Source organism: Pedobacter cryoconitis, from assembly GCF_003259615.1.
GTDB classification, from domain to species: domain Bacteria; phylum Bacteroidota; class Bacteroidia; order Sphingobacteriales; family Sphingobacteriaceae; genus Pedobacter; species Pedobacter cryoconitis.
Map to the genome: position 1 here is coordinate 209,023 of NZ_QLLR01000002.1, position 26,441 is coordinate 235,463.

Consider the following 26,441-nt stretch of genomic DNA (forward strand, 5'->3'; position numbering starts at 1 on the left):
TTTATGTATAAATGTTTTATAATAGATGATGAATCCCACGCCATCGAAACACTAAAAAAATATGCTGCAGATAGTGCACAGCTGGAAATAATTTCCTCCTCGCAAAACCCACTGGAAGCGGTTAAATATATTAATGAAAACAAAGATATAGATATTACCTTCCTGGATATTGATATGCCGGAAATGTCTGGTCTGGACGTAGCGGACCTGATTTATAAAAACACGGCAATTATTTTTACAACCGGACATGCCGGATATGCAGTACAGGGTTTTGAAAAGAATATTTCGGATTTTCTGCTAAAACCTATTTCCTTTGAAAAGTTTGTAAAATCAGTAACCAAAGTTATTGATAAAATAGAAGGGCAAAAAAACCAAAGCATAGCTAAAAATGAAAGCTACTTCTTTGTTAATCCTGGTATTAAAGGTAAAATGCTTAAAGTCAACTATGATGATGTAGAGTATATTGAAGGATTAAACAATTATATTGTTATTCATACTCCTCAGAATAATCATATTATCTACCTGACCATGAAAGAGATTGAAGCAGGGCTACCGACAACTAATTTCATCAGAATTCACAAGTCTTACATTATTAATATTGACAAGGTAACCATGATGGAGGGCAACAAAATTATGATCGATAAAATGATCCTTCCCATTGGTTCCTCCTTTAAGGAACAATTATTAAAAAAAGTAAATAATAACGTCATCAAAACTCATCGTTAGTGGTATAATTAAGGTAAGCCTGGTGTTTTTTCATAAAGTGATAAGCCAGGCATTCGTATTCCCGGGGATGAGATTCAAATATTCTGTTCATGTGCATATGAATCAGACTTGCAACTAATCTATATTTATCTTCGGGTTGCCAATTGAATAGTTTTTCACTCAGTGAAATAAGTATTTGATTAAAACCAGGATAATTTTTGTTATTTTGAAGTATTGAAAATTGCTCGTTCTCAATCAATTCCGGTTGAAAGTTCCGGTACTTAAGATCCATTTTATGCCCGGTTTCCTTATCTCTGTTGTTAAATTCTGCTGAAAAACCATCCAGTACTACATTAAAAAAATCAATTCTATCTTTTTTGTCTTTAATAAAATACCTGATCATTAAAAGTGTGGAGTGAATGGCAAAATTCAATTTAAATCTTATAGCTGTTCCACCTCTTTGTAATGCAGCAAGAATATATTCACTATCATGATAGAAAAAGGTTTCTATTTCCTCCATCAATTCCACAGAATACCTTTCCAGTTCCCGTTGATAAGTATCCAGTAAAACCTCTCCTATTTTCCCTGAATGATATAAGGATTTCAATTGTAAATTGAGTTCAGACAATAAATCAGCAGCGAACTTATCCTGAGTAAAGAACCGAAGCCTGATATGGCTTTCAGGGTCATTATACCTTATAAAAAACCATTTGAACGTTGAATCCTTGTGCTTATATTTTTGAATCACAGGTAGAATATGATGGATTAAAATAGCATCAGTCAGAGAATCATGACTATAAAGTTTAAGGTATAACCAATGATCACCGGGAAAAAAAGCACGTTTGACTTTGAATTTTTTAATAGCACTATTGATATTAACCTTTGATGGAGGGACAGCATATGATTTAGATTTATTGAGCACGCAAGCTAAATATTGACTCATATAAGGTCTGTCCTCTGCATCTGTTAAGTCTGCTTTTTCCGGAAAAATATATTCTTTCAGTGTTATAATTTTTTTATTCTTAATACATTTTCTAAACACAGCCAGATCATCTTTACTATTCCTGTTAAAGACAAGAAAGTTATCACCTTCATTGAGTGTGAAATAAGCAGGTAAATGCAGGTCTTCTGCAAAATCATGATCCTGTGCCACTATTTTATTGATTTTATCCTGGTTAATAATCCATGTAGCGGGGCAAAGAACGTGTTTATCTAATTGGACACGTGGATAATAGTTCAAATTTGGAAAAAGTTGAGCCAGAGAAAAAGACAGCTTGGTTTTAATCCCCTGATATTGTAAATCCCAAAGAAACCTGAAGACAGCAATACCAGTTAAGGTTACATTATAGGCAGAGGAAAGCCTGGGTATAATAAATCTATTCAGCCTGATAGATCTTAATAGAATAGTATTTCCAACAATCGATATAACCAGATCATCTAATCGGATAGTATTTTTCTCAGACCGCGTTGAGTGAGTAAGTATAGGGATTTCATAAGGAAAAAAGTGCGCTCTCTGATTGATATTTGAAGCTTTACTCGCTGGTGAAAATGCAATTTCAGCAAATATAAAATCATTATTTATTTCCATTTCCTGCTCACATATATTTTTAAGTTTCTGATTAACTACTGTATCCCTGATTCCAAATCTGCCTGCCAGTTCTATCCCTGATACCCCACCAATTTGGTCTATCCATAATTCCTGACCTACTTTTTTGCCCAAAATAAACATTCCCGGCGCTAGTAAAGACTTGCTTTCGGGAAGTAGGTCCATATCATCCTGTGAGAGCACAATTTTATCTGAGCCTGATTTTGACAGATTGTTCCATTTTTCAAAAAGCATCCGCTCCGTCTCCCCCCAATACACCCTGCTTACTGAATCGGCTGGCTTCTTCAGATCTTCTATAAATCCATCATTTTGATTATCAAATGCAGAGGCCAGGTTTTCATATCCAATACCTGCCCCCGGATCCATGACTTCCATTAAAGAAACTTCCCGCTGGTCGTATTTTTTTATAAAAGCTGCCTTAAATGCGTTCATTCCTCCTTCATTAGGCTCAGTAGTCAGCTTGTTCAGATTTTTAAGGAGTGAAATAAATTCAGGATGTATCTCCTCACTTAGTCCTCCTGAAATTTCCCGCTGATACAAACCATAAGGAGCATTCTTTTCATTTTGGCCAATGACTTCTTCTAAATGTGTATTGAGTTCAGGTAAGGCCTGATTTTGATTATTAATGTCAATGGAAAAAGTTTTGACAGGGCTTAAATTAAGTGAAGTGTACGCTTGCAGTAAGGCTGAACAGCGCTCACTGTACAACGTGCCTGTCACATTAGGCATCAATTCTGAAACAATGACCTGACCATTGACTAAATGATTAAAATAGTCTTCCGCTCCGGCATCTTCCCCGTATTTTTCGATCAGATAGTTCAAAATAGCCTCCCTTGTTTGCCCGCGGCTAATGAACTTTAACAATCCTTTCAAGCCTGGCACTACTTTCAAATGCACAATCACATATTTAGCTTGTTCTGCATAAGCCTGGCTGACAAAATATAAATCACCAGCCACGGTGTACATAGAATTATTAGTATAATACCGGACAGAGGGCAGCTCTTCTTGTTTTAGTGTTTTGATATAATCAAGCACAGCTACAAAGTCTGGTATTGCAGTAAACTGACCCTTTCCGCTAAAGGACATCGGCTGCTGTTCAGTGGTCCACTTCGCCAGGGAAAAAGAAGAAAAAAGACCATAGGGTAATGGTCTGAAACACATGCGGTTTAAATATTTCCACAGCGTAATTTTTACGTGTTCATTGAATTGAGTATAGTCAAATTCCTTTTTCTTTAATTCAATATATAGCGTCTGACTCGCAAAAAATAAACTGGCTCTGAAGAAATCAGTAGTTAATGCCTGTTGAAGAAAAGATTCGTTAAAATTTTCATAGCTATAAGCTGGGGCCCGGACAAGTAAAAATGGGTCTACAATAAATTCAGACATTTTGAGCAGTAATTATATTTGGCAAAATTGGGAGCAGCCCCAAACGCTCGAAATTTATCAAAAAATCTACACCTATTGTACATTTATGAACAGTTTTTGTCTGAAAGTTGAATTTAAAAAACAACAATCAGAATAAAGAACTGATAGTCAGGACAATAAAAAAAATATAAATTATGATTTAGCTGCGGAGATACGGTAGGCACATCTTCTGCCCCCGTCAACAATGTACTCTATACGTTTGATAGGTACATCTTCTCCCATAACGGTTTGCAAAGTTTTGAACTCTGCGCTGCATATGGCAGGATTTGCATGAGCTGCAGCACCGATGGGACAATGATTTTCGATAAAAATGAACCCTTCTTCATCTTTGATTACCTGGGCCATATAACCCTCTTGTGTCCGGATAGAGACAAAACTATGAATCCTTTTTTCCAGGTCAGATACGCCTTCGAGTTCTTTTAAATATTTATTGGTCCCCTTCTCCCCATTAGCAGTTATCAGCTGTGAAACAGCCCCCTCTCCTAACAATTCTTTCATCACCTCCATCAACTTTACCGTTAATGCAGCATGCGTATCAGGAAACCGGGATTGCCCCATACTGGTCAGCGACCATAATTGCTGTGGCCTGCCCCTTCCGGTTACAGTTTTACTGGAAGTGACCAGCCCTTCTTTTTCCAGCCGGAGCATCTGAAAGCGTGCGCCTTCTACGGTTACCTTAAATTCCCGGGCAAGCGACAATAGAGACTGCGGCCCGCTGGTTTTCAGCAGGTTCACAGCACCTTCCCTAAATGGCACTTTACTTTCTTCCATTATAACCAGCCTAATTCTAGTCTTGCTTCATCACTCATCATATCTCTATCCCATGGCGGATCAAAAGTGAGGCGTACCTCAACTCCATTTACACCTGCTATGGCTTTCACCTTATTTTCTACTTCTTCCAGAATTTCTCCGGCTACAGGACAGGCTGGCGCAGTCAGCGTCATATAAATATGTACGTTATTATCTTCCAGCATATCAATTTTATAGATCAGGCCCAGTTCATAAATATTAACTGGTATCTCCGGATCATAAATGGTATGCAAGACTTCTTCGATCTTATCTCTCAATAGTGGTTCGTTCATCATCTTATCTTTTAATCTTGTGATTTAAAGGCCACAGCATACATCTTCATTTGTTTTAGCATAGCCAGCAGTCCGTTGGAACGGTTTGGAGACAAATGGTTTTGTAAACCTATGGTATTTATAAAATATAAATCTGCGTCTATTATTTCCTGCGGGGTATGTCCGGATAAAACCCGCACCATCATACTGATTAAGCCTTTAGTGATAATCGCATCACTATCAGCTGTAAATAATATTTTACCCGCCGTATATTCAGGATGCAGCCAAACGCTTGATTGACATCCCTTAATCAGGTTCTCCGGAATTTTATATTGTGCATCAATTAAGGGAAGTTCTCTCCCCATATCAATGATATTCTCATATTTATCCATCCAGTCTGAAAAGAGTTCAAACTCTTCTATAATCTCGTCCTGTTGTTCGTTAATTGTCATCTGTAAAAATTATAGGAGTATAGCGGCAGCCCTTTTAATTCCGGCTACCAGTAAATCTACTTCTGATTGGGTGTTGTAAAAAGCAAATGAAGCTCTGCATGTACCAGGTATCCCAAAAAAGTCCATCACTGGTTCAGTACAATGATGTCCGGTACGAATCGCAATGCCTTGTTTATCCAATAATTCACCCAGGTCATAAGGATGCACTCCATCAATTAAAAACGAAATTACGCTGGCACGCTGCGCGGATTTACCAATAAATTTAAGATTGGTTATACCAGCCAATTGCTCCAGCGCGTAATGTAACAATTCATCTTCTTTTGCCTGTATCGCATCCAGGCCAATAGCAGTCACGTAATCTACAGCCGCTCCCAGCCCGATCGCTCCGGAAATATCCGGAGTACCAGCTTCAAACTTATAAGGCAAATCATTGTAAATCGTCTTTTCGAAAGTGACCGTTTTGATCATATCTCCACCTCCCTGATAAGGCGGGATCATATTCAGCCATTTTTCTTTACCATATAGTGCACCGATACCAGTAGGCCCGTAAATTTTGTGTCCGGAGAAAACAAGGAAATCGACATCCAGTTCTTGCACGTCGATAGAAAAATGTTGTATAGCCTGCGCAGCATCAAGCATTACAGGAATATTTTTCGCATGTGCCTGCTGAATAATCTCCCTGATCGGATTAATTGTCCCCAAGGAGTTGGAGACATAAGTAACTGATACCAGTTTTACAGTTTCGTCTAAAAGTCCGGGTAAAGCATCCATTTGCAGCACGCCATTTTCATCCATAGGAATAACCTTTAAGGTTGCTCCCCGCTCTTCACAAATCATTTGCCAGGGCACAATATTGGAATGGTGTTCCATCGCAGAAATCAGGATACTGTCTCCCTGATGCAGGAATTTTTTCCCAAAGGAAGAAGCGACAAGATTAATCCCGTCAGTTGTCCCTTTAGTAAAGATAACCTCATGTGTATAAGCAGCATTTATAAACTTGCCCACCTTCTGGCGTGCTTCTTCGTAAGCGGCTGTTGCCTGCTGACTCAGCAGGTGTACACCGCGGTGTACATTACTGTTGCAAGTTTTATAATAGTCTTCTACAGCAGCTAAAACTGCTGTAGGTTTCTGTGTTGTTGCTGCATTATCAAGGTATACTAAATCCTTTCCATATACTTTGGTATGCAGTATAGGAAAGTCTTCTCTGATATTTTCTGCTATTGATTTGCCCATTTCCACCCTCTTTTTAAATGATTGTTGCTAATGAATTTTCCATCCTCTTATAAATTAAAGACTGAACAAAATCCTTTATTGCTTCATTCTCAATTTTCTGAGTAACATCAAACATAAATGCTTCTACTAATAATTTACGCGAAGATTCTTCAGAGATCCCTCTTGAACGCAGGTAAAACAATGATTCAGGATCAAATTGTCCGACTGTACAGCCATGACTGCATTTCACATCATCCGCAAAAATCTCTAACTGCGGTTTAGCAAAAACTTGTGCTTTATCACTCAGCAAAAGGTTGTTATTTTGCTGAAAAGCATTGGTTTTCTGAGCCGGACGTTCTACAAATACTTTCCCGTTAAATACGGCTTTACCTTTGTCTAACAATACTCCTTTATAAATCTCATTGCTGTCACAGTGCGGAAAACGATGATGAATAGCAGTATGGTTATCAGTCAATTGATGACCAGCTACCAGGTATAAACCTAATAAATGAGTTTCAGTTGCGGAACCGTTCAATACAACTTCCAGGTTATTCCGGATCAGTTCTGCTCCAGGTAAATTAAACATGAAGTTATCATAACGGCTATTACGTTCTTGAGTAATGTGGTTATAGTTGATCAGCCTGTCTTCTGCTGCATTATCCTGAATCACATATTGGATCAGGTTTGCATTTTCTTTCACGGTTACCTGCGTCACGCTATTCATTAATACACGTTGTGCATTCCCTAAAGTGACAGCGCTATCAATTAATTCTGCTTTTGCACTTTCATTGACCACAATTAAATGGCGCGGCTGAAAAAGCATATTTTCTGTAGCGGTGTAAAGATGAATAATCTGTACTGGCTTATCTAAAACTACATTTTTTGGAACTTCAAGGAAGTATCCATCTGTAAAAAATGCAGTGTTTAATGCGTACATTCTATTGCTTTCTGCTTCTTTACAGGTAATATAGTTTTTATAGCTTTCTGTATTGATCACACTTTCCAATGGAAGTACAGTCAATTGATCAGCTTCTGGTAAAACTGATAAGTCAAATTGGATCTGACCATTCAGCAGCACCAGTAACCAGGCATCCAGGCCAGGTATAGTTGCTGCAGTTATCGCTTCTTTAACCTCTTGTTGATTGGTGTCTCCTGTAGTTAAGGAGAAAGTATCAGTAAGAAACGGTGTCAGGTTAGTGAATTTCCAGTCTTCATCTTTTGATGTCGGAAAACCTTTAGCTTTAAACAACTCAAAGGCGTTTTCTCTTGACTTTGATAAATCGCCGTTAGTGTTTTCACCTTTTGGCGCATTTTCAAACTCAGCGATCAATTGATTATAGAATGGAGTGGTTAACTGATTTACCATCTTAAATTTTATTTATTGATTCATTGCCATGGAACTCTTCTTTCAACCAGTCATATCCTTTTTCTTCCAGTTCCAATGCTAGTTCTTTTGTACCTGAACGCACGATCTGACCGTTGTACAATACGTGTACAAAATCTGGCACGATATATTCTAATAAGCGTTGATAGTGTGTAATCAGTACGAAAGCATTGTCTGCTGAACGCAGTTTATTGATACCGTTAGATACGATACGTAAAGCATCAATATCCAGTCCTGAATCTGTTTCATCCAGAATTGATAGTTTTGGTTCCAGCATGGCTAACTGAAATACTTCGTTTCTTTTTTTCTCTCCTCCTGAAAAACCCTGGTTTAGAGAACGGTTAGCCAATTTGGCTTCAAATTCTACTAAAGCTTGTTTTTCCTTAGTCATTTTAAGGAATTCTTTAGCTGAAAGCGGCGGAAGATTACGGTGAATCCTGATCTCACTTAAAGCTGTTCTTAAGAAGTTAATATTTGATACTCCAGGAATTTCTACAGGATATTGAAATGCAAGAAAAACACCTTCACGTGCACGTACTTCAGGTTTCATGTCCAGCAGGTTTTTACCGTCAAGCCAAACTTCACCTTCAGTTATTTCGTAATTTTCACGACCTGCCAGCACAGATGCCAATGAACTTTTGCCCGACCCGTTAGGTCCCATAATCGCATGTACTTCACCGGCTTTCACCTCCAGGTTAATTCCTTTTAATATTTCTTTTCCTTCAATATTCGCATGAAGATTTTTTATTGATAACATAGTATTCTTTATTTTTTTTATGGTCTAACCTACGCTGCCTTCGAGTGTAAGAGAAAGTAATTTTTGAGCTTCTACTGCAAATTCCATTGGCAATTGATTAAGTACATCTTTTGCATAGCCATTCACGATTAACGCGATAGCTTGTTCTGCATCAATTCCACGCTGGTTCAGATAAAATACCTGGTCTTCTCCAATTTTGGAGGTCGTGGCTTCATGCTCTATGGTTGCTGTATTATTTTTAGATTCGATATATGGGAAAGTATGCGCACCGCAAAGATCACCAATCAATAAAGAGTCACATTGTGTAAAGTTCCGTGCATATGCTGCTTTAGGGCCCATTTGCACTAAACCACGATAGCTGTTCTGTCCTTTTCCTGCTGAAATACCTTTAGAGATAATTCTGCTTTTGGTATGGGCTCCAAGATGATATATTTTTGTACCTGTATCTGCGATTTGCATGTTATTGGTCACCGCAACAGAATAAAATTCGCCTGAAGAATAATCACCTTGTAACAGGATACTTGGATATTTCCAGGTAATTGCTGAACCAGTTTCTACTTGTGTCCATGAAATCTTAGCACGTTCACCACGGCAAGCACCACGTTTGGTTACAAAATTAAAGATCCCTCCTTTTCCTTCTTTATCTCCAGGATACCAGTTTTGTACGGTAGAATACTTAATCTCAGCACCTTTCATGGCAATCAATTCTACAACAGCAGCATGCAGTTGATTTTCATCACGCATCGGGGCAGTACATCCTTCCAGGTAACTTACATAACTATCTTCATCAGCAATAATCAATGTACGTTCAAACTGACCTGTATTTTCAGCATTAATTCTGAAATAAGTAGATAGTTCCATCGGACATCTTACGCCTTTAGGAATGTATACAAAAGATCCGTCTGAAAATACTGCAGTGTTTAAAGAAGCAAAAACGTTGTCTGTATGCGGAACTACCGAACCCAGATATTTCTGAATCAGCTCAGGATGCTCTTTAACGGCATCACTGATAGAGCAGAAAATAATTCCCAGTTCATTCAGGTGTTTTTTATAAGTAGTAGTTACCGAGACACTGTCAAAGACAACATCCACAGCAACGCCCGCCAGGTGTTTCTGTTCTGACATCGGAATACCTAATTTCTCGAAGGTACGCAGCAATTCAGGATCGACTTCATCCAGTGAGGCGTACTTTGCTTGTTGTTTAGGAGCGGCATAATAAGAAATAGACTGGAAGTCAATTTCGGGCATCTTAAAGTTTTGCCATTGCGGCATTTCTTGCTTCTGGAAAGCTTTGAAACCTTTCATGCGCCAATCGAGTAACCATTGGGGTTCATTCTTTTTTGCAGAAATAAACCTTACTGTATCTTCGTTGAGTCCGATTTCAGAAATATCCATATCAATCGCTGTAACAAAGCCAAATTCGTATTCACGGTTTGCCAGTTGTTCGAGCATCAAATCATCTTTTTCCATCATTATTCAGTTTAGAAACTTTATCTGCAGCATTCGGATAGCTGGAGAGATAAAATAGACCACAAAGATAGGCAACAAGGATAATAAACAAAGGAATTACTTTGTTTATTACAAATAAATGAGTTTCTCATGATTTTTTTGAGGTCCATAATCCATTACTGCTCGTTAATTATCAAAAAGATTACACACATTTTCTGTTTTTCCACTTAGATTTACACGAATATTTTAAAGATTTTAAAATGATTATAAAACCATTACCTTACAAACGCGCAGTTTTACAGACGATGTTCTTTATCGCCTCAGCAATTGCAATGCCCGCGTTTGCGCAGCAAAAACCGCAGGACCCTTTATTAAATATTTACAGAGCCAGTGCGGAAAAGATCAATGATTTGATTCATACTAAACTGGATGTCCGGTTTGATTACAAGAAACGTTATTTATATGGTAAAGAGTGGGTAACGATCAAGCCTCATGTTTATGCAACGGATAGTTTAAGACTGGATGCAAAGGGTATGGACATTAAAACTGTTGCTGTAGTGAAAAATGGCAAAAATATCCCCCTTAAATATACTTATGACAACCTTTCTCTGGCGATTAAATTAGATAAGGTTTATCAGCATACAGAAAACTATACCATTTACATTGATTACACAGCAAAGCCTGATGAGTTAAAAATTGAGGGTGGTGCAGCAATCACTGATGCTAAAGGACTTTATTTCATCAATCCTGATAGCACCGAGAAAGGTAAACCGGTACAAATCTGGACACAGGGTGAGCTGGAAAGTTCTTCTGCCTGGTTTCCTACGATTGACAGGACTAATCAGAAGACTACCGACGAAATCAGCATGACTGTACCTGCCAAATATGTAACCTTGTCTAATGGCAGGCTGGCTTCACAGAAAAAAAATGCGGATGGTACAAGAACGGATACCTGGAAAATGGAACTCCCCCATTCTCCTTATTTATTCATGATGGCAGTAGGTGATTTTAAGATCTACCGCGATAAATGGCGTGATAAGGAAGTTAGTTATTACCTGGAGCCAAAGTATGCTGCGTATGCGAAAGACATATTTGGGTTCACTCCTGAGGCAATCGAGTTCTATTCTAAAACTTTAGGGGTAGATTATCCATGGAATAAGTATGCTCAGATTGTAGTAAGAGACTATGTAAGTGGTGCAATGGAAAATACAACAGCCACACTGCATGGGGCTTATGTACAAGGGACTGCGCGCGAACTGGCTGACAGATACTATGATAAAGGAAGAAGCACGATAGTTCATGAGCTCTTTCACCAGTGGTTTGGCGATTATGTGACTGCTGAAAGCTGGAGCAACCTGACTGTGAATGAATCTTTTGCAGATTTTAGTGAGACAATATGGGCAGAACATAAGTATGGACAGGATACTGGTGATGACCATAACAATGAGGCAATGGAAGTTTACCTGGAAAATCCTGAAAATGCAAAGAAGGACCTGGTACGTTTTCATTATCATGATGCAATGGACATGTTTGATGCTGTGTCTTACAAAAAAGGCGGCCGTATCCTGAATATGCTGCGTCATTTTTTAACACCTGATGTATTTTTCAAAGGATTGAATATTTACCTGAAAACCAACGCCTTTAAGAATGGCGAAGCGCAGCAATTGCGTTTAGCTATGGAAGAAGCAAGTGGAAAGGACCTGAACTGGTTCTTCAATCAGTGGTATTATGGTGCCGGACACCCTGTACTGGACATCAAATATAAATGGGATGAGGCTACAAAAACGCAATTTGTTTACCTGAATCAAACGCAGGAAGGAAAAGCGTTTCAATTACCAATGGCTGTAGATTTATACAATGGGACTCAGAAAGAGCGCCAACAGGTCTGGATGCGCGGTAAATCAGATACTTTAACTTTCAAGCTTGCTGCTCAGCCTGAACTGGTGAATGTTGATGCAGAAAAAATTACATTAAGCAAAAAGACAGATCATAAAAGTATTACAGAATTCTTATTCCAATATCAGCACGCGCCATTGTATATGGACAGACTGGAAGCGATAGATGCTGCTACTGCCCAGCAGAAGACCCCGGAAGCCCAGCAAATATTAGTAGCCGCTTTACAGGATAAGTATTACGGGTTACGTATCAGAACAATGAACAGCATAAATCCGGAAAATACAACCCTGGTGAATGCAGCGATACCTTTTATTCTTAAAATAGCAGAGCGTGATGATAACAACCTTGCAAAAGCTCAGGCATTGAAAATCATCAGTATGACTAAAGATGCAGCGCAACAATTACCGCTTTTCACAGCAGGCTTAAAAAGTAATTCTTATGCAGTACAGGGTGCTTCATTATTTGCCATGGCCAATTTAAAACCAGCGGAATCATTAGCTATGGCTAAAGCTTTTGAAAATGATAACAAAGGAGATTTAACCAAGGCTATGGTTACTGTTTATGCCAGAAATGGCAGTGACACCGAATGGCCTTTTGTTTTCAAAAACTTTGAGGAAAGCGATCCGCAGACAAAATTTGACATGCTTAAAGATTTCGCTTTGATGACTGCTCACGTTAAAAGTCCGGAATATGCACAGCAGGGTATAAAGGCGTTAACAGAAATAGGGGTCAAATATAAAAGCCAGGGTGCAGCCCCGGTTATTTTAGATGTGCTTAATCAGCTTAAAAAAGTACGTCAGGAGCAAAATGACAGTTCTTCGGTGAAATTGATCACAACAGGGCAACAGCAAATTAACGATAAGAAATAAGTAGTTTATTAAAAATTCAAGCCCCCTTTAAAGCGTTAAATCTTAAAGGGGGCTTTTTGTTAAAGGACTTGTTCTTCCAGCAACAATATTATTTTTTCACTGGCATCCTTACAAAATCCGGGATGTACCCTGGAAGTCTGGAGCACAGTACTCCGCATTGCAGTAAGCCAGCGAAATCGTGAGGCCAGATCAAGCTGACCGATCGGCCCGCTCTGTTTTGTACCTGCACAAATCTGTTTTAAAGCCTGAAGGTTATCCTCAATTTCCTGAATATCGGCAGTTTTAGAAAAAGCACTCAATTTTTCCTTATTTAAAAAGATCTCTGCCTGTAAAAATTTCTGTTTAGCGCAATACAGGATAACACCTGCATTCATAAATTCATCGCGTTCCACCCTGGGTACAACGCGGATTATCGCATACTCAAATAAGTGCTTGTCTTGCATTTTGTGCTTCTTTTACAAAAATTTCTGACTTCGCAATTCTCAGTTCCAAAAACCGTGCGTAGGCATTGCGGTGTTCTTCTGCAGAACTGAAAGTTTGCTCTTCACCTAACCATTCTGCCGGGATCAGCCCTACTACAGCATGAATCAGCTCTTTAGTAATTAATGAACTGAATTCTGCATCTACAGCTTCTAATTCTGTAGCCCAGGGCAGTAATACATGGTCTTTAATCAGGGCAAACGGACGTTGTGCCTGTTCTTCCCAGTTCTGCCATGAGTGATGGAAATAAAGAGAAGCGCCATGATCGATCAGCCATAATTCTTTATGCCAGATCAGCATATTCGTATTACGGGCGGTACGGTCCATATTGGTCAGCAAACAATCCAGCCACACAATTTGCGAGGCTAGTTTAGCATCTATAGTAGTCACGGTCGGATCAAAGGTAATTGCTCCTGACAGATAATGAAGCGCAAGGTTAAGGCCTACACTGGCTTTAAGCAGATCCTGTATTTCTTCATCAGGCTCTGTCCGGCCAAAGGCCTCATCTAAATTAGCAAGTACAATTTCCGGCACTCTGAATCCAAGTGCGCGGGCAATTTCGCCACCGATAATTTCCGCAATTAATGCTTTAACTCCTTGTCCGGCACCGCGAAACTTAAGGACATAGAGAAAATCATCATCGGCCTCTGCAATAGCAGGCATAGATCCCCCTTCGCGTAAGGGTGTAACATAACGCGTTACACTGACGGTTCTGAGTTGAAGTTCGTTAGTATTCATCATAAAAAAACTTTGGATAGAGAAGGCTTGAAATTTAGGCAAATTATTTCAATGGCCTCATTTAAAAACCCGGAAAGTTTTTGGATGTTGATGGTGAGGCTTCTCAGCGCCTACATTTTGAGGGATGAGAAGAAAGATGATCAGAAGAAAACGAAGAGATGTCTCTAAGTCCATAATTGGTAGTTTATAGTGCATTAAGTAAAACAGATGAAGGGGATAAAAGGGGATTGGTGGCTGAAGCGCCAATATAAATTTTCGATCTCCAAACAATGAAAGTACAGCTGCTAATCAACTTAGTATAATCAAGATTACCGAATTTATCCAGCCCCTGTCCAAAAATCAGGGTATAGGTTTCAAAACGACCTAGTCCCTTTGGTATATTTTTCATAATAATACTTCCTGAGTATTGATAAGGAGCTGCCTTACTGGTAGCGATCATATTTGTTCCATCATAAAAACCTGGGTTAAATTCTCCCTGGAACAATGCAATCCATTTTTTGTTTGCTTTTATTTGATTACAGCATGGACTTGAAAAATGTGCAATCAGAAAATCTGTCCCAATATTATCCGCATTCACACTTATATTACTGCACACCGCAGGGAGTGGCTGATTGAGTATCGCGGATGTACTTAAGGAAAGTGTAGCTACAATTGTTTCTGTAGTTTTCCCTTTATCAATACCCAAACCAATTATGTAATTTTTCTTCCCAATAGAAAGTGCTCCGAACAGGTGTTCTCCAAATAACTCACCGCTGATTATTTTCCTGGTTTGCAGTGCTTCAGAAGTTGAAAGCGCTCGTGTTCCTTCCCAAATTGCAAGAAAGCACCCCATAGCTACCGGATCTGAACCAGGTAATAGATTAAACGAAATGGATGCCTGCTTTTCATTTACAGGCTTTCCGATGAGTTGAATAACGCCTTGCGTACACATAATCTGTAGTGATTTAAGAACAAATATTTAAATCAAATATCCAGCTGACAGCTCAAAAAGAGCAGGGTGAAAACAGCTTTTCGGCTTCAGCATTTTAGCTTTATTAAAAGGCAAAACGCAGTTTACTGTAAGAAATATTTTACCTAGGTTAGCATAAAAAAACACCCAGATTATGAAATTAAAATTTACTATTCTATTTACTGCATTAATTGCAGTGAGTGCTGTTGCTTGTAAACAAAAAGAAACATCAGCCGAAGAAACCACAGCGGCCGGCAGAGGTGTAACTATACCTGATTCGGTTTTGGTTGATGTGCGAACTGCAAGAGAATATGTCAATAATTATGCTGCACATGCAGGTTTTGTAGACCCAACTGAAGAGGAAGAAAGAGAACGTAAACCTAAGAAACCAGATACACGATGCGTTTGGTTCAGTAAAACAAGATTACAGCAAATGCTGAACAAGCTGGAGAAGGAAGACGGTGATGGTGTACGTTTCTATATGATTACTTATAATAAAAAGTATGATACTACCCTGGTAGGTAGAAAAACGTTGATTCCTGAAAAAAAATATTGGGGATATAATACCTTACTTATGGTTTCAACCAAACCTGTTAAAACTGGTGATGAAATATTGCATTTCGATTATTATGAAAACATGGTTAACCAGGAAGGTATGGCACAAAAGAATGCGAAATCAGAAAAACCAGGCTTTATTGTGACTTTCGTTCCTGAAAACCGAGGTGAATTATGTCCTCCACCAGCAACCTGCGAATTCGAAGGAGCAACTTTGCTTGACCCAATACAAAAAACTGATACCTCAAAGAAATAATATGCACGCGTTTTTCACTGTCAATACTGTTACGGAACTTATTTGCCTGTTAATAAGTGTGATCTGCTTATATAAAGATAAAAATGTATACTGGAGATCCTTTATGCTTTATCTTTTAATGGTCTGTATCGTAGAAATGGTTGGCATCAGTTTACGCCTGGAACATAAACCAAATTACGCTCTCTATACTTGGTTCCTGGTGATTGAATGTACTATGATAAGTTGTTTTTTCTATCATTTGTACAGGAAATATCACCACAAACCTGGCCAGCTTTACAGCTGGTTAGGTTTGTTTATCTTAGTCTTCCTATTGGAATTGTTTACGAATCATTTTAGTAATTTTGCATCTAAGACAGCCGCTTTTATGTCGGTCGTTTTCGTTATTGCCAGCTTATATTATTATGTGCTGATTCTAAAAGATGAACATTTCAGAAAACTAGAAACTTACCCTCCTTTCTGGATAGTCAATGGTGTCTTGTTTTTCTACTTTGGCAGCACCGCATGTAACGTCTTTTTTGACTATCTTTTGCAAGAGAAAGCCCATTCACTGAGTTTATCTACAAGGTATGTTACTTTTAATATTCTGAATGTACTTTTATATAGTTGTTGGTCTTACGCTTTTATATGCAGATATCGTCAAAGGAATTAATTCTATTAATCGCCATAATCACGTTCATTTTCCTGATTGCCCCTCTTTTCCTGATTATTTATATCTTTTTATACAATAAAAAGAAAGCGAAACATCTTGAAGAAAAAGAAGTACTGAAGAAAACATTTGAACTGGAATTACTAAAAAGCCAGGTAGAAGTGCAGGAACACATTCTGCAAACTATAGCGGGTGATCTGCATGATAATATAGGACAACTATTGAGCCTGACCAGTATGACATTAAGTTCTATAAAAGCAGATCATTTAAGAGAAGAGAAGATTAATACTGCCGCAGAATTAACACATCGTGCAATTAAGGAACTGCGGCAGCTCTCCAAAAAGATGAACGGACAGGAACTGATTAAAAAAAGTCTTGGTCACGCTATTGCTTACGAACTGGACTGGCTCAAAAAAGGCCTGGCTTACGAAATTCAGTTCACCGACAATACGACACATTCTATTTCGGCACATGCCGACAAAGAGTTAATTATGTTCCGGTTGTTCCAGGAAATCCTGAGCAATATTTTGAAACATGCACAAGCTACCCGAATCAAAATCACCATCGATCAAACTAAAGATTACTTGTCTCTTTTTGTACAAGACAACGGGAAGGGTTTCATCCTGGCAGATAAATTAGAAGCCGGCGATGGCTTAGGTCTGGGCAATCTTCAGAAGAGAACATCGATGATGGACGGAAATTTCACCATCAACTCTACCCCTGGTAAAGGCACGGATATACAGGTTTCAATTCCTTATCAATAAGTCTCTTTAGAATTTATCTTATACTACTCCTGTTTTATCAGATTATCATTGTATAAAAATGTAATTACCTGCTATTTCTGTATTGTTTCACTAAAAAAAAGCAATAAATGCTTTTAATTTATAAATTTATGCCTTGTTTAATTGAGCTTATCAGCTAAACGGATTTTTAAGGGCGTTCAAATGGAAGAAAATAAAATAGCTATTGCAATCGTTGACGATCATACTTTATTTAGAAAAGGAATGGTTAGCTTATTAGAGGAATCAGATGAAATTAATATTCTTTTTGATGCCTCCAATGGAGTAGAAATGATCAGCATAATTGCTCAGCATGCGCTTCCACAGGTAATCCTGATGGACATTAATATGCCGCAAATGGATGGATATGAAGCTACGAAATGGCTTTCCAGCAACCATCCTCAAATCAAAGTCCTTGCTTTAAGTATGTATGATGAGGACAAACCCATTATTGAAATGCTTAAAAGCGGTGCGGGGGGCTATTTGTTAAAAGAGTCTAAGACCTCAGATCTGATTACAGCGATCAAAACTATAGCCGCACATGGCTATTTTATGAACAACCTGGTTTCAGGGAAACTAATCAGGTCTTTACAGGAAAATAATCCTGCAAAAACCCTTTTGCAGGAAATCTCAGTAAATGAACGTAAATTTTTAGAACATTGCTGCTCTGAATTTACTTATAAGGAGATTGCTGACAAGATGAATCTTAGCCCGCATACGATAGATAATTACCGTGAATCTCTCTTTCAAAAATTTGAAATAAAATCACGTACAGGACTCGTGTTATTTGCACTTCGCAATGAGCTGATTAAACTATAGCAAATTAGCTTACCAGCTTCCTCCGCCCCGGGTAAGCATTTGCAAGCATTATGATTAAAGTTCAGGTCATCACGATGTTTTTCCTTGAAATGCTGATCGCATAAAAAAAAGGTTAACCTGCAATACACAGATTAACCTTCTTTATGGGTTTAGTTGCTATTAATATCCAGCATTCTGAATATAGTTAGGATTAGTTAATTGATTATCCGGTATTGGAAAAACAAGGTTTCTTGGATTATCAACTGCTTTCTCTTGCCACGGAGTTAAGAATTTTCCAAAACGGATCAAGTCTTGTCTTCTTACACCTTCCCAGAAAAACTCACGTCCGCGTTCATCCAGTAAATTGTCAACCGTTAAACTTCCGAAAGCACTTGCTCCTCTGAAAGTTCTGAGTGAATTCACAACAGTCAATGCAGGGCCTGTTAAACCTGTTCTCAGCTGCGCTTCGGCTTTCATTAATAAAACATCTGAATATCTGTAATATACCCAGTCATTCTCCGCTTTATCAGTGGCTCCATTTACATAATCAATTGGGTATTTAATCACCCGGATACCTGCAACTTCAAGGTGATTGGGATCAGTTTCAACGTTACTTACTTCTGGAGTAAAGATCAGGTTATTGTTACGTCTGTCTTTAATTGCAATTCCTTTTTCATTGTATTGCTGACCAATCAAAAAGCCCACTTTAACACCAGATATATCAGTTACTCCGGCATATGCACCCCCTATCCGCTGATCAGCTGCTTCAAACTTTTTATAAAAATCGGATAATGTAGCAAATCCATTGTAACCATTTGGATTTTGATTGTAGTGCAGAGGTGGCACCCACATATTTTTCACATCCCCTGCGTCAGAACCACCAATATTTTGAGCCGTAAAAATATTCTCTTTTGATAATTTATCATTATTTGGCGCAAAATTATCAAAGTAGTTTGTTGTCAGCTGATATTTACCCGAATTGATAATCTCATCTGCAAGTGCAATCACTTTTGCCATGTCAGCTGCATCAAAAGTAGGTACAGCCCGGTTCAGAAAGGCCCCTTTATTCAGGTAACATTTCATCAGCAACATTTTTGCTGCATCTTTATTTGCAAAATAATTAGGCCCGTCAGTTAACAAAGGAATAATTGCAGTTAATTCTGAAATCAGGTAATCAATCTGTTCAGGTGCCTTTCTAACTTTCGATGGTAAACTTACATCTTCTCCTGGCTCACGGTAAGGAACCTGTCCCCAGCCGTCTAAGATAGAAAACTGTGCAAATGCACGAAGAAATCTTGCCGCAGCACCCTGTACAGGAGTGGGATTATATAGCAATACATTGGTCGCTGCATAACTTACTCCGTTTAAATCTCTGAAACTACTTGAAATACGGGTATGGTCCGCTTCCCAACGGTGTAAGTGTAAAGCACGCCACGCTCCGTTATCATCCCAATCACCAGCTCTTGTAGGCACAATAGCCTCATCAGAAGGAAATTCCTGCAAAGACCAGAAACCAAATGGCCCTTGATATGGGCTTCGCATAGCCTTATAACTTGCATTTAACAGATCGGCAACGTTCCCGCTGTTAATCCCGCCATTACCAATCTGGCCATTCAACTTCTCATCCAGTTTTGTACAGCCCGACAAAGATATTGTCAGTACCATAAAAGCGATTATATATTTATTTTTCATGTTCGTTATCATTATGTTAAAGAGAAAAATTCACACCTAAATTGAATGTTCTGGCACTTGGATATGGAATATATTCTACTCCTGCAGAAGGCACCCCATTTACGCTCTTGTCTACATTCACCTCCGGATCAAAACCTGTATATTTAGTAATTACGAATAGATTCTGTCCGTTTACAAAAATGTTCATCCCTTTGATTGACTTCCCGATATTACCGATCGAATAACCGATTGTCGCATTGGCTAATTTCACGTAACTTCCATTTTCAATATATCTTGAAGAAGCAGCAATTGGATTTGCCAAAGATTCCTGGATCGGAGAGTTCAACAAGTTAGAAGCGATGTTTTTACCAATTCCAAGATTAGAGATAGGCAATACTGAGTTCGCTGTATTGTTGTAAATTTTCTGCCCTAATGATCCGTTAAAATTCGCTCCGAATGTTACTTTTTTGTATCTCGCATTCAAACTAAACCCAAGGATAACATTTGGGTTTGGATTTCCCAGGTAATAAGATTTATAACCATCTTCAGTATATTGAGAGATTCCAGTCGAACTTAAACCCGTAAATTGTCTGGTTACCATAGCAAAAAGAGGTAAACCATCCTGAATAACCTCTAAAGTAACATCAGTCAATCCCTGGCCGCTCAATGATCCGGTTTTAATAATACCTACAACATTTTTTACCTTATTTTTAATAAAAGTAGCATTACCGCCTAAAGAGAAAGAAACATCTGGTTTATCAATAATATTGGCATTCAAGGTAAGTTCAACGCCTTTATTAACGATTTGTCCTGGTAAATTAACCCATGTTACGGTCACACCTGGATTTGCCGGCTGCAGTGGTATTTGAGGAAATAAAAGATCGGTCGTCGTTTTATTAAAATAATCCACAGATCCGGTAATCTTATTGTTAAACAAGCCAAAGTCAATACCAATATTGGTCTGCTTATCAGATTGCCATTTCAATTTTTTATTTTCATTATTTACACCTACTAAGGATTGACTGCTTCCAGAATAAACGATGTCATAACGTTGTTGAGCTGAACCTGATGGGAACTCCTGATTACCTGTTTTACCATAGCCAGCTCTCAATTTCAACTGATTCAACCAGGTAACACTGCTCATGAAGCTTTCATTTTTAATATTCCAGGCTGCAGCAAAGGAAGGAAAATAACCATAACGGTTATCAGAACCAAATTTGGTTGAACCATCTGCTCTGAAGGTTGCAGTCAGCAAGTACTTATTATCATAATTAAAGATTGCTCTTGCAAAATAAGATTGCAATTGCGTGGTTGGATCGTAATAAGAATTCGCAGTACGGTTAGCTGGTGCAACAGCGTGAAAAACATCTGTATAATCAACATCAATGTCACCAAAGCCCCTGGCCGTCATATTCTGACCCTTATTAATATAATTGGTAAACTCATAACCAACAATTGCATTCAGGTTAAGCTTACTTGCAATTTCTTTATTGAAATTCAAGGTGTTGGTGAATTGCTGGGTAATCAGCTCAGTGTTTGAATAACTAGCTACCCCGCCAATAAATGGAGGTTTAACCTCTACTCCTGCCAGATTCAAAAAGCTGCGTGAAGAAGCTCTTCTGATACCAGTACTATAATTGATACTGGCTAACATTCTGAATTCTAACCAAGGTGTAATTTTATAATATGGTGATACACTTCCCAATATGGTGGTTACTTTTGATTTATCACTCGAAGCCGCCAACATCACCATTGGATTTATTGTAGTTGATTGTTGCTCAATGAATAAAGATCCATCTGGATTATACATCGGACGTGTCGGGTTCCAGGATAAAGCCTGTCCGATTAAGCTACCTGTAAAACCTGCATCCGTAGATATAGGAGGAAGACTCTCTAAATATTGATTACTGATCATATTTACATCTAATCCTAATTTCTTGCTCTCCAGAAATTTGAAGTTTCCATTAAATGATCCGCTATATTTTTTAAAATCACTTTTTTTGATAATCCCTTGTTGATTTTGATAACCTAAAGAAGCGCGAAAAACATTTCCATCACTACCACCGCTGATTGCAACAGAATAATTTTGATTATAACCAGTACGGGTAATTTCTTTCATCGCGTCAACGTTACTGCCAAAATCCAGCCCTGTTAATCCATATTGGTTTAAAGCATTACGGAATTCATTACCATCCAAAGTTTTAAGTCTTCTTGCCAATGTACTTACTCCGGCTGATGCACTTACATCAATCTTTGTTTCACCGCTCTTACCTCTTTTTGTGGTGATTAAAACCACACCATAAGCAGCTCTTGAGCCATAAATAGCAGTAGCCGACGCATCTTTCAGAATCTCCATTGATTCAATATCAGCTGGATTGATGAAGTTTAGTGGATTTCCCTGGGATGAAGTACCCGAAGCAGTTAGCTTATTGTCGCCGGGGGCCGTGGCAGTTCCACCATTACCAGTTGGTCTGGCAGATCTTCCATCAAGTGCAACCCCATCTACAATATATAATGGTTGTCCTGAGCCAGTCATTGCGGTATTACCCCTGATCCTAACTGTAGAGGCACCACCTGGTTGTCCGCTATTGCTAATCATCTGTACGCCAGCAACCTTTCCCTGGATTAGCTGATCAGGTGCGATAAGTGGTCCTTTATTGAAATCCTTTGCGGAAATTGTAGTTGCAGCGCCTGTTAAATCGCTCTTTTTTACAGCTCCATAACCTACAATAGTTACCGCCTCCAGGTCAGTACCTGAAGATAAAGTGATGTTAACCGTAGTCCGGCTATTGATTTCTACTGTTTGCGACTGAAGCCCGACATAACTAAAGGTCAGTGATTTTCCTGTTGCCGGAACATTGATCACGTACTTCCCGTCAGCATTTGTCATTGCTCTTACGTTTGTACCAGTAACAGAAATGGTCACGCCGATTAAAGTATTTTTTTCGTTATCCGACACCACTCCTTTAACTACGGATTGTGCATAGGAAGAGAGGTTAAAGCTGAGTAGCGCAAGACAACAGAAAATTGTTTTTTGCAGCAGCTGAGATTTGGGTTTATCTAAAAAGACAAACCACTTTTTTTGTAGTAAAAACTCGTTCATAATTATTTGGTTTAGTTGATGGTTGATAGGAAAGGCTTTCTGTTTTTTGATGTGTTTTTTAATTAGACAATGGACAATTCGATTTCACAATATTACGAGCCTTTCTATACTGGCTGGTCAAAGCAATATATGTGTAAATAATCTTTCACGTTATTGATTCTGTATCAATTAAAACTAAAATAAATTTATCATTTAATAAATTATAAAGCATTACAAAACAACACATTACATAGATAAAACATTAATATATCAGCTAAAACATTTAATTTTTTCTTCATATATTTAGAAATTGTAACATTATAGAGACGAATGCAATAATGATTGATTCATAAATTATTACCACACATAGTGTATTGAATACAGTATGACAAAAAAATTATATACCTTGTTATCAGCTTATCACTACCTACCCTAACCTATGCAAGCAGACCAAAAGAGAGCTATGCTTTTCACCTCTATTGCCATATTGATGACAAGCACTTTCATTTCCGGATGTTCCCCGGAAAAAAGAATTAATTCAGCTTCAATGATTCAAAGAACTAAGCCAGCTTCCCTGATTCAAGAACCTATACCGCACATACAACAAGACAGTTTGAACTTTTTGGTGACTGCGCTTATACTGACTACCATCTTCGCTTTTATTGCCTGTTATTTACTTTATCAGAACTACAGGAAAAACAAACAATTAGAATTAAAAAACAGAGAGAGTCTGAAACAACAGGAAGAACTCATTGCTTTATCAACAGCTACACAAGCAACCTCAGAAGCAAAATTCAGCTTCTTTACGCATATCTCTAATGCGTTCAGGGTTCCGCTTACCTTGATCCTCCTTCCATTAGATGAAATGCTGGACAATAAAAACCCGCTGAACATCCCAAAACAACAATTGAACCTGATTCATAAAAATGTACAACGTTTGTTACTGATGGTCAATCAACTTACAGACTTCAGAAAAATAGAGTACGATAAAATGAAACTTGAGCTGACCTGCCAGGATTTTGTCGCTTTCACCAGAGATATTATTTCCTCATTTAAAGCGCTTGCGCTAAGAAAAAACATAGAATTAAAGTTATCCAGCTCCGATAAAGAAATCATGGTCTGGTTTGATAAAAACATGTTTGATAAGGTATTATTTAACCTATTATCTAATGCCATTAAGTTTAGTCCCGAAAATGGCAGGATACAAATAAGGCTAAAAAGCGACCCCGCTGATCAGACCGTGGAAATTGCTGTATCAGACAGCGGTAATGGAATGACTGAAGAAGAAGTTAAACATGTATTTGAACTATTTTACCAGGCAGACAAGGGCAACTTCTTTGGTTCAGGACTTGGCCTTTCGCTCTCTAAGGAAATTACAGAATTACATCAGGGTACCATAAATATTCAGAGTAAAAAAGGATATGGAACTACATTTTATATTAAACTTCCTTTACAGCAAGAACAGGCTTCTGAAAAACTTTTAATTAGCACTGATTTCCCTGTAAATCCTAATCAGTTAAGCCAGTACACTATTGGCATTCTTCCAGATAACTTATCAGTACCGGTAGTTGCTGAACAAGACGGATACTTAAATGAAGAAACCTTACTCATTATTGAAGAGAATGAAGAACTGCTGGACTATCTGAAAAACAGTTTCAAGGAAGAGTATGAAGTATTAACCGCCAGCAGTAACTCTGTAGGGTTAAAATTAGCTTATGAAATGATACCTGACCTTATCATTACTGATATAACTTTAAATGAGCAGTCTACGCTGCAAATCACTCCGGCTCTTAAAAATGATGACAGGACTTCACATATACCTATTATCATATTAACAGCAAATGGTGATGAAGCGCACAAGATCAGTGAACTCAAACAAATGGCGGATCTTTACATAACTAAGCCCTTCAACTTCCTGCTGCTTAAAGAAAGTGTAAAAAGTTTACTCTGGAACAGGAAATTACTCAAAAGAAAATTCACGAATGAAAGTCCCGCAGCGCAGCATACTGTTTCATTAAGCAGATCAGATAAAAAATTTATGCACGATTTCACGAGTGTCATTGAACAGAATATAGCAAATGATAAATTTAATGTAGACGATATTGCCAGTTCACTTGGAATATCAAGAATTCAATTATACCGGAAAACAAAAGTACTTCTGGATTGTACCATCAATGATTATATCTTAAACAGGAGATTAAAAAAAGCAAAATATCTTTTGATCAATGAAGACCTTTCTATTTCCGAAATCACCTACCAGGTTGGGTTTTCCTCCCCTACTTATTTTTCTACTGTCTTCAAATCAAAATATAATTGCACTCCATCATCCTATAAAAAACAAATAGGCGTAAATACCTAAAACCTGTCTGGACACTCTCCGGATTTGAGCAATTCATCAAGCAACAAGTTCGTGATAAAACAGCAACTCAACATTAATTTCTTATATTGATCCATCAAAATAAACGTTAAAAGAAAACTAAATCGTTATAACATGTACTTACAAAAAGCAATGATTACCTCAATACTGATCGCTGGAATAGGGCTGGCAGCAGCAAATGCTCAGGCTAAGCATGAGGATACAGAATTTTACACCCCTGTACCAAAGAAAGTAACCCCGGGAAAAACAATAAATGCAGCTCCTTCTGATGCTGTAGTTTTATTTGATGGTAAAAACCTGGACTCCTGGGTAATGACCGATGACCGTACAAAACCTGCACAATGGACAGTAGCCAATGGTCAGCTGACGGTGAATAAAAAAGTGGGTAATATTGAAACTAAACAATCGTTCGGTAATTACCAGTTACATATCGAATGGCAAGTACCAAAAAATATCACAGGAACAGGACAGCTTCGTGGCAACAGCGGTCTTTTTCTGGCTTCTATGGGTAAAGGTGATTTAGGTTATGAACTTCAGATTCTGGATTCGTATGACAATAACACTTATACCAATGGTATGGCCGGAAGTATTTATAAGCAGACGACTCCGCTGGTTAATCCTTCTCTAAAACCAGGAGAATGGCAAACTTATGATGTGATCTGGACTGCACCGACCTTTAAAGCAGACAGTACAGTAAACACACCAGCAAAAGTGACTGTCTTATACAACGGTGTATTGGTTCAGAATAACTTTGAATTAAAAGGGCCAACTCAGTATGTTGGGCAGGCATCGTACACCAAAGCACATGGCCCGCTTCCTGTTAAACTGCAGGCGCATGGTGACAAGAGTGAACCAGTAAGCTATCGTAATATCTGGATCAGAGAACTTTAATCCAGTAGTGTCAGTAAACAAAAAGCCGCTTTCATTAAATTGAAAGCGGCTTTTTAAATTTCTTAAACTTTTTTAGGAGGAAGATCAAATGCAATAGCCTCATGCTCAAAATGGCCATTATGTGCACCATCACAGAAAGGTTTATTTTTTGACAATCCACAACGGCAAATTGAAAGTACTTCTCTGCCCTGCAGGCCATACACATTACCACTTCTGTCAACGATTTCAAAATCGCCTTCGATCTTTACAGACCCATTATTATTGATTGTAAGTTTTGTCTTCGACATCTATTTGTTTGTTTGCAACAAAAGTAGAAGTATGAACGGAAAGTGGGAAATCTCATTTCTATTTAGAAACATTATCCAATAAAAAAGGAGCCCCTGTTGAAACTCCTTTTCTCCGC

General features: G+C 38.2%; 21 protein-coding genes. 7 read left to right on the forward strand and 14 right to left on the reverse strand.

Annotated features, from left to right (window positions below; genetic code table 11):
• Nucleotides 1–3: 3 nt before the first annotated feature.
• Nucleotides 4–726: a LytR/AlgR family response regulator transcription factor gene (locus tag LY11_RS03865; protein WP_111632418.1), complete on the forward strand. Its 723-nt coding sequence runs from the start codon at nucleotides 4–6 to the stop codon at nucleotides 724–726.
• Here LY11_RS03865 and LY11_RS03870 read toward each other — a convergent pair.
• The 8 genes from LY11_RS03870 to sufB form a co-directional block, all read right to left on the reverse strand.
• The gene (locus LY11_RS03870; RefSeq protein WP_111632419.1) at nucleotides 710–3,697 is read right to left on the reverse strand and encodes a lantibiotic dehydratase; all 2,988 of its coding nucleotides are present in this window, start codon (nucleotides 3,695–3,697) and stop codon (nucleotides 710–712) included. The genes LY11_RS03865 and LY11_RS03870 overlap by 17 nt on opposite strands.
• 171 nt (nucleotides 3,698–3,868) lie before the next feature.
• Entirely contained in the window at nucleotides 3,869–4,507 is a 639-nt protein-coding gene (locus tag LY11_RS03875; protein WP_111632420.1) for a helix-turn-helix transcriptional regulator, read from the reverse strand.
• Entirely contained in the window at nucleotides 4,507–4,821 is a 315-nt protein-coding gene (locus LY11_RS03880; protein WP_245952590.1) for a DUF59 domain-containing protein, read from the reverse strand. The genes LY11_RS03875 and LY11_RS03880 overlap by 1 nt, the downstream gene beginning before the upstream one ends.
• Before the next feature lie 8 nt (nucleotides 4,822–4,829).
• Nucleotides 4,830–5,249 (reverse strand): SufE family protein, encoded by a 420-nt coding sequence (locus LY11_RS03885; RefSeq protein ID WP_111632421.1) that lies wholly within the window; start codon nucleotides 5,247–5,249, stop codon nucleotides 4,830–4,832.
• Between the two features lie 9 nt (nucleotides 5,250–5,258).
• On the reverse strand, nucleotides 5,259–6,482 hold the full coding sequence (locus LY11_RS03890) for an aminotransferase class V-fold PLP-dependent enzyme (RefSeq protein WP_111632422.1): 1,224 nt from the start codon (nucleotides 6,480–6,482) through the stop codon (nucleotides 5,259–5,261).
• A 13-nt stretch (nucleotides 6,483–6,495) separates the two neighbouring features.
• Nucleotides 6,496–7,827 carry a Fe-S cluster assembly protein SufD gene (sufD, locus tag LY11_RS03895; RefSeq protein ID WP_111632423.1) on the reverse strand — a complete coding sequence of 444 codons (1,332 nt, stop codon included), beginning with the start codon at nucleotides 7,825–7,827 and terminating at the stop codon, nucleotides 6,496–6,498.
• A 1-nt stretch (nucleotide 7,828) separates the two neighbouring features.
• A complete protein-coding gene (sufC, locus tag LY11_RS03900) occupies nucleotides 7,829–8,602 on the reverse strand; it encodes a Fe-S cluster assembly ATPase SufC (protein ID WP_111632424.1) in 774 nt (257 codons plus the stop codon).
• A 24-nt stretch (nucleotides 8,603–8,626) separates the two neighbouring features.
• Nucleotides 8,627–10,075 carry a Fe-S cluster assembly protein SufB gene (gene sufB, locus LY11_RS03905; protein ID WP_211321481.1) on the reverse strand — a complete coding sequence of 483 codons (1,449 nt, stop codon included), beginning with the start codon at nucleotides 10,073–10,075 and terminating at the stop codon, nucleotides 8,627–8,629.
• 236 nt (nucleotides 10,076–10,311) lie between these two features.
• On the opposite strand from sufB, the gene LY11_RS03910 reads away from it, so the two are divergent.
• Nucleotides 10,312–12,816, forward strand: a complete 2,505-nt coding sequence (locus LY11_RS03910; protein ID WP_245952592.1) for a M1 family metallopeptidase — start codon at nucleotides 10,312–10,314, stop codon at nucleotides 12,814–12,816.
• A 59-nt stretch (nucleotides 12,817–12,875) separates the two neighbouring features.
• Here LY11_RS03910 and LY11_RS03915 read toward each other — a convergent pair whose 3' ends face one another.
• The 3 genes from LY11_RS03915 to LY11_RS03925 all read right to left on the reverse strand — a co-directional run bounded on the left by LY11_RS03915 (nucleotide 12,876) and on the right by LY11_RS03925 (nucleotide 14,965).
• A complete protein-coding gene (locus LY11_RS03915; protein WP_111632425.1) occupies nucleotides 12,876–13,259 on the reverse strand; it encodes a DUF3037 domain-containing protein in 384 nt (127 codons plus the stop codon).
• The gene (locus tag LY11_RS03920) at nucleotides 13,237–14,034 is read right to left on the reverse strand and encodes a HipA family kinase (protein ID WP_111632648.1); all 798 of its coding nucleotides are present in this window, start codon (nucleotides 14,032–14,034) and stop codon (nucleotides 13,237–13,239) included. The genes LY11_RS03915 and LY11_RS03920 overlap by 23 nt, the downstream gene beginning before the upstream one ends.
• 184 nt (nucleotides 14,035–14,218) lie before the next feature.
• Nucleotides 14,219–14,965, reverse strand: a complete 747-nt coding sequence (locus LY11_RS03925; protein WP_111632426.1) for a hypothetical protein — start codon at nucleotides 14,963–14,965, stop codon at nucleotides 14,219–14,221.
• Nucleotides 14,966–15,137: 172 nt separating this feature from the next.
• Here LY11_RS03925 and LY11_RS03930 point away from each other — a divergent pair, with 172 nt between their 5' ends.
• The 3 genes from LY11_RS03930 to LY11_RS03945 all read left to right on the forward strand — a co-directional run bounded on the left by LY11_RS03930 (nucleotide 15,138) and on the right by LY11_RS03945 (nucleotide 18,038).
• Nucleotides 15,138–15,794, forward strand: a complete 657-nt coding sequence (locus LY11_RS03930) for a hypothetical protein (RefSeq protein ID WP_111632427.1) — start codon at nucleotides 15,138–15,140, stop codon at nucleotides 15,792–15,794.
• A 624-nt stretch (nucleotides 15,795–16,418) separates the two neighbouring features.
• Nucleotides 16,419–17,204 (forward strand): sensor histidine kinase, encoded by a 786-nt coding sequence (locus LY11_RS03940; RefSeq protein ID WP_111632429.1) that lies wholly within the window; start codon nucleotides 16,419–16,421, stop codon nucleotides 17,202–17,204.
• 180 nt (nucleotides 17,205–17,384) lie between these two features.
• Nucleotides 17,385–18,038, forward strand: a complete 654-nt coding sequence (locus tag LY11_RS03945; RefSeq protein WP_111632430.1) for a response regulator transcription factor — start codon at nucleotides 17,385–17,387, stop codon at nucleotides 18,036–18,038.
• Nucleotides 18,039–18,197: 159 nt separating this feature from the next.
• On the opposite strand, the gene LY11_RS03950 is transcribed toward LY11_RS03945, so the two are convergent.
• Together LY11_RS03950 and LY11_RS03955 are read right to left on the reverse strand one after the other, a co-directional pair.
• Entirely contained in the window at nucleotides 18,198–19,709 is a 1,512-nt protein-coding gene (locus tag LY11_RS03950) for a RagB/SusD family nutrient uptake outer membrane protein (RefSeq protein WP_111632431.1), read from the reverse strand.
• Nucleotides 19,710–19,725: 16 nt separating this feature from the next.
• Nucleotides 19,726–22,791 (reverse strand): SusC/RagA family TonB-linked outer membrane protein, encoded by a 3,066-nt coding sequence (locus tag LY11_RS03955; RefSeq protein ID WP_111632432.1) that lies wholly within the window; start codon nucleotides 22,789–22,791, stop codon nucleotides 19,726–19,728.
• A 526-nt stretch (nucleotides 22,792–23,317) separates the two neighbouring features.
• Between LY11_RS03955 and LY11_RS03960 the strand changes: the two genes are divergently transcribed.
• A complete protein-coding gene (locus LY11_RS03960) occupies nucleotides 23,318–25,129 on the forward strand; it encodes a hybrid sensor histidine kinase/response regulator transcription factor (protein ID WP_170132623.1) in 1,812 nt (603 codons plus the stop codon).
• 132 nt (nucleotides 25,130–25,261) lie between these two features.
• The gene (locus LY11_RS03965; protein ID WP_111632434.1) at nucleotides 25,262–26,038 is read left to right on the forward strand and encodes a 3-keto-disaccharide hydrolase; all 777 of its coding nucleotides are present in this window, start codon (nucleotides 25,262–25,264) and stop codon (nucleotides 26,036–26,038) included.
• 62 nt (nucleotides 26,039–26,100) lie between these two features.
• On the opposite strand, the gene LY11_RS03970 is transcribed toward LY11_RS03965, so the two are convergent.
• Nucleotides 26,101–26,325 carry a CDGSH iron-sulfur domain-containing protein gene (locus LY11_RS03970; RefSeq protein ID WP_068396593.1) on the reverse strand — a complete coding sequence of 75 codons (225 nt, stop codon included), beginning with the start codon at nucleotides 26,323–26,325 and terminating at the stop codon, nucleotides 26,101–26,103.
• Nucleotides 26,326–26,441 lie beyond the last annotated feature (116 nt).

Excerpts from the sequence above, each read along its gene's own strand:
- LY11_RS03950 (WP_111632431.1), bottom strand. The coding sequence starts at position 19,709 with ATGAAAAATAAATATATAATCGCTTTTATGGTACTGACAATATCTTTG.
- LY11_RS03925 (WP_111632426.1), bottom strand. The coding sequence starts at position 14,965 with ATGTGTACGCAAGGCGTTATTCAACTCATCGGAAAGCCTGTAAATGAA.
- LY11_RS03870 (WP_111632419.1), bottom strand. The coding sequence starts at position 3,697 with ATGTCTGAATTTATTGTAGACCCATTTTTACTTGTCCGGGCCCCAGCT.
- LY11_RS03920 (WP_111632648.1), bottom strand. The coding sequence starts at position 14,034 with ATGAATACTAACGAACTTCAACTCAGAACCGTCAGTGTAACGCGTTAT.
- LY11_RS03915 (WP_111632425.1), bottom strand. The coding sequence starts at position 13,259 with ATGCAAGACAAGCACTTATTTGAGTATGCGATAATCCGCGTTGTACCC.
- sufC (WP_111632424.1), bottom strand. The coding sequence starts at position 8,602 with ATGTTATCAATAAAAAATCTTCATGCGAATATTGAAGGAAAAGAAATA.
- sufB (WP_211321481.1), bottom strand. The coding sequence starts at position 10,075 with ATGATGGAAAAAGATGATTTGATGCTCGAACAACTGGCAAACCGTGAA.
- LY11_RS03910 (WP_245952592.1), top strand. The coding sequence starts at position 10,312 with ATGATTATAAAACCATTACCTTACAAACGCGCAGTTTTACAGACGATG.
- LY11_RS03880 (WP_245952590.1), bottom strand. The coding sequence starts at position 4,821 with ATGATGAACGAACCACTATTGAGAGATAAGATCGAAGAAGTCTTGCAT.
- sufD (WP_111632423.1), bottom strand. The coding sequence starts at position 7,827 with ATGGTAAATCAGTTAACCACTCCATTCTATAATCAATTGATCGCTGAG.
- LY11_RS03875 (WP_111632420.1), bottom strand. The coding sequence starts at position 4,507 with ATGGAAGAAAGTAAAGTGCCATTTAGGGAAGGTGCTGTGAACCTGCTG.
- LY11_RS03940 (WP_111632429.1), top strand. The coding sequence starts at position 16,419 with ATGCAGATATCGTCAAAGGAATTAATTCTATTAATCGCCATAATCACG.
- LY11_RS03945 (WP_111632430.1), top strand. The coding sequence starts at position 17,385 with ATGGAAGAAAATAAAATAGCTATTGCAATCGTTGACGATCATACTTTA.
- LY11_RS03970 (WP_068396593.1), bottom strand. The coding sequence starts at position 26,325 with ATGTCGAAGACAAAACTTACAATCAATAATAATGGGTCTGTAAAGATC.
- LY11_RS03865 (WP_111632418.1), top strand. The coding sequence starts at position 4 with ATGTATAAATGTTTTATAATAGATGATGAATCCCACGCCATCGAAACA.
- LY11_RS03955 (WP_111632432.1), bottom strand. The coding sequence starts at position 22,791 with ATGAACGAGTTTTTACTACAAAAAAAGTGGTTTGTCTTTTTAGATAAA.
- LY11_RS03965 (WP_111632434.1), top strand. The coding sequence starts at position 25,262 with ATGTACTTACAAAAAGCAATGATTACCTCAATACTGATCGCTGGAATA.
- LY11_RS03960 (WP_170132623.1), top strand. The coding sequence starts at position 23,318 with ATGATTCAAAGAACTAAGCCAGCTTCCCTGATTCAAGAACCTATACCG.
- LY11_RS03930 (WP_111632427.1), top strand. The coding sequence starts at position 15,138 with ATGAAATTAAAATTTACTATTCTATTTACTGCATTAATTGCAGTGAGT.
- LY11_RS03885 (WP_111632421.1), bottom strand. The coding sequence starts at position 5,249 with ATGACAATTAACGAACAACAGGACGAGATTATAGAAGAGTTTGAACTC.
- LY11_RS03890 (WP_111632422.1), bottom strand. The coding sequence starts at position 6,482 with ATGGGCAAATCAATAGCAGAAAATATCAGAGAAGACTTTCCTATACTG.